Raw genomic sequence first — 3,639 nt, 5'->3', positions numbered from 1 at the left:
GGCGCCCGGCCCGATGCGCGCCGCGGGAAGGGCGCGGGGGCGGGGCGAGGCGGAGCACGTCGCGTGGCGGTCGGATCGGCGCCGTGCCGTCGCATGGCTGGACGCGGCCGGCCCGTGGCGCGACGCTGCCGCCATGACCACGACGCCCGACGCCGCGCTGCGCGACCTCTGGACCCTCGCCGGGCTGCGCGACATGCCGCAGGTCGCGCTGCACGGCACCGATCCCTGCCAGCCCTCGACCTTCGCGATCGGCACCGCGGCACTCGCCTCCATCGGCGCGACCGGCGCGGCGGCCGCCGCCATCCACGCGGCCCGCGGCGGGGCGGCGCAATCCGTCGCGGTCGAGATCGCCCACGCGCTGACCGAATTCCACTCCGAACACCACCTGCGCATCGATGGCGCCAGCGCGCATGAGGGCTGGGACCGCATCGCCGGGCTGCACCGCACGGGCGATGGCCGCTGGCTACGGCTGCACACCAACCTGCCGCATCATCGCGAGGCCGTGCTGCGGGTGCTGGGCTGCGCGTACGACCGCGCGGCGGTGACGGCGGCGCTGCAGCGCTGGACCGCGCAGGACGCCGAGACCGCGATCTACGACGCCGGCGGTGTGGCGACCATGACGCGCAGCCCGGACGAATGGGCCGCGCACCCGGCGGGTGTCGCCGCCGCCTCGCTACCCGCGCTGGTGCTGGAGCGCATCGGCGATGCGCCGCCCACGCCACTGCCGCCGCTGGCCCCGCGCCCCTTGCACGGCATCCGCGTGCTCGACCTGACGCGCGTCATCGCCGGGCCGGTGGCCGGGCGCACGATGGCGGCGCACGGAGCCGAGGTGCTGCACATCACCGCGCCACACCTGCCCTCGATCCCGGCGCTGGTGATGGACACCGGCCGGGGCAAGCGCTGCGCATCGCTCGACCTGCGGCAGGAGGCCGACCGCGCGACGCTGCGCGGGCTGGTGGCGGGCGCGGATGTGTTCCTGCAAGGCTACCGGCCAGGTGCGATCGCGGGGCACGGCTTCGCGCCGGAGGAAGTGGCGGCGTTGAAGCCCGGCATCGTCTGCGTCTCGCTCTCCGCCTGGGGACATCTCGGCCCGTGGGCCGGGCGGCGCGGCTTCGATTCCCTGGTGCAGAACGCGAACGGCCTCAACGACGCGGAACGCATTGCGGCGGGCGAGGACAAGCCGAAGCCCCTGCCCTGCCAGGCGCTCGACCATGCCTCGGGCTACCTGCTGGCCTTCGGCGCGATGGCGGCGCTGCTCCGGCGCGCGGAGGAAGGCGGGTCGTGGCTCGTGCGCGTGTCACTGGCGGGCACGGGGGAATGGATCAAGCGGCTGGGGCGGGTCGAGGGCGGGCTTTCAGCGCCCGGCATCGGCGACGCCGCGCGGTTCCTGGAAGACAGCGCCAGCGGCTTCGGGCGCATGACGGCGGTGCGGCACAGCGCGGTGCTTTCGGGGACGCCGGCGGGGTGGGTGTTGCCGGCAGTGGCGTTGGGGACGCATCGGCCGGCGTGGGGTGAATGAGGCGCGCCGGGCTCGCGAGATTCGAACCGTAAGGTGCAGCGACCTCCTCGGGCTCAGGCCGCCAGACGCCCGGTGTCCTCGGAGTACGAAGCCTGGCGTTGGACAGGAATGGGCCGGCCGTCTTGCGTGACTCGGGCCGCGCGAATGGTTAACTTTCCGCCATGTCGACCGAGCTGGCGCTGGTCATCCAGCATCCCCTGTTGCCGATCGCGCTCTGGGTCATCGGAATCGGCGTCGGTATGGGCATCGAGCAGTTCCGCAGCAAGCTGCGCCGGAATGCCTGGCGGAAGCGCAACCCGATGCGCTGGGAACGACGCAACGGGCCAACCGCAACGACAGGTGGATGGCCAGGATCGGCCCCGGCCGCATTGGCGACGCGGCAGCCGGATGCCGCCGACCAGTTGCGCATCGTGATGGGCGCGGCCTTCAGCGCCCAGCCGCTTCTCAACAAGAGCGAGGCGCGCGTTCTCAAGGAGCTTGAGCGCTTCGTGGAGGACTGCAATCCGCAATGGCAGGTGATGGCCCAGGTATCGGTGGGCGAGATCCTCCGCAGCAAGGACACGGCGGCGTTCACCTGCATCAACTCCAAGCGCGTCGACCTGCTTCTGATCGATGGCGAATACATGCCCCGGCACGCCCTCGAGTATCAGGGGTGGGGGCATCACCAAGGCACCGCGGCGGCACGCGACGCGGTCAAGAAGGAGGCCCTGCGACGCGCAGGCATCGGGTACCACGAAGTCGTCGCCGGCCAGACGACCCCTTCGGAACTCCGGCGATTGGTGGAGAAGCTGGTGCCGAAGCGAGCCGGCACGGATCAGCCGCAAGCACCACCGAGCGAGAAGACGGCCTGACGATCCGCTTCAGGCCGAGCGAAAGGACCGTTGCCTCCGAGAAGCGGCCTGCGACCCGGTCCCCTTACGCCGCCACCGCACTCCTGCAAAGCACCGCCCCACCCCTGAGCGCCCCCGCCTCCGTCGCCCCCCACTGCACCCGGTGCCCTTCCGGCAGCGCCCGGCTCCCCGGCACCGCGAGCCACACGCGCAACAATACCCGATGCGCCCCCGCCGCCGCGTCATCCGCGTAGGCCGTGCGCCCGTGATAGGTCACGTGCTGGTTCAGCAGCTGGATATCCCCCGGCGTGAAGGGCGCCTCCGCGCACAGTTCCTCCGCCAGCGCCGCCAGCAGATCCATCGCCTCCACCTGCTCCGGCCGCAGCGGAGGAACCCCCGGCTCGGCATGTGCCATCTCGACATAGGTGCGCGAATACTGGCTGGTGAAGGCCCCCTCCGGCCCGCGCGCGAAGACCGGCATGCGGAACACGCGGTCGCTGTGCTGCGCACCTTCCTCATCCGCGGGCCGCATCCGCCAGAAATCCTCGTAGAGCACCGCCAGCAGGTCCGGCCGCCGCCGCGCCATCTCGTCATGGATCGCGACCGTGCTCACCACGCGCGACACACCCCCCGCGATCCCGTTCGACGCGCACAGCAGGCAGAGCAAATCGCACTTGTCGGTATGGAACCGCAGCGGCCCCGTGGACCGAGACCGCGTCCGCGCCGAGGGCACCGGCCCCGCGCCCCCGCCCGTCACCGCGATCCCCGCCCCGGTCTCGTCCTTCACCTCGCCGATGAACTCGCCCGTGGTGTTCTGGAACAGCGGCGTGCCGATGTTCACGCACAGGCCCCAGAACAGGATGCGCAGGTCCTCGCGCGACAGCCGCTGCACCGGCAGGCCGGACAGCCGCACCACGCCCGCGCCGTCCTCCAGCTCGCGCGTCACCTCCGCCAGCAGCGGCGCGAGCGCCGGAATGGCGAAATGCTCGCGCGCCATAGCCGGCGGCGCGCGCGCCGCAGCCTTCACCGCCGCCAGCGCAGCTTCCAGTGCGGCGACCTCGCTCGCCTCCAGGCGCCGCGGCCAGTAGCCGCGCGCGGCGAGTTCCACCCCGCCGCGCCAGGCGGCCGCGCCGCCGATCGGTGCCATCGCGTGGTCCATCGTCGTCTCCTTCCCGCGTCACGCGGATTCTGCGCGCGCGGAGCGGCCCGCCCGGCCCCCGTCGCGGCGGCGATGCACCCGGCGAAGCCGCAGCGCGCCTGGACGCGCCACGGCCCGGTGAGGAAGCGCCG

At 72.9% G+C, this 3,639-nt stretch carries 3 protein-coding genes; 2 read left to right on the top strand and 1 reads right to left on the bottom strand.

The genetic code is table 11. The features are described 5' to 3' along the window. The first annotated feature begins 133 nt into the window (after positions 1-133). Positions 134-1,519, top strand: coding sequence for a CoA transferase (locus HW578_RS24390; RefSeq protein WP_198373301.1), 1,386 nt, complete (start codon positions 134-136; stop codon positions 1,517-1,519). 161 nt (positions 1,520-1,680) lie between these two features. Then, entirely contained in the window at positions 1,681-2,370 is a 690-nt protein-coding gene (locus HW578_RS24385) for a DUF2726 domain-containing protein (RefSeq protein WP_198373300.1), read from the top strand. Positions 2,371-2,434: 64 nt separating this feature from the next. On the opposite strand, the gene HW578_RS24380 is transcribed toward HW578_RS24385, so the two are convergent. Continuing rightward, on the bottom strand, positions 2,435-3,508 hold the full coding sequence (locus tag HW578_RS24380) for a TauD/TfdA family dioxygenase (protein ID WP_198373299.1): 1,074 nt from the start codon (positions 3,506-3,508) through the stop codon (positions 2,435-2,437). Between the last annotated feature and the right edge of the window lie 131 nt (positions 3,509-3,639).

The organism is Roseomonas rosulenta (assembly GCF_016106005.1).
GTDB classification, from domain to species: Bacteria; Pseudomonadota; Alphaproteobacteria; order Acetobacterales; family Acetobacteraceae; genus Neoroseomonas; species Neoroseomonas rosulenta.
The sequence above is the reverse complement of the archived record's forward strand: the minus strand, read 5'-3'. Positions and strand labels throughout refer to the sequence as shown.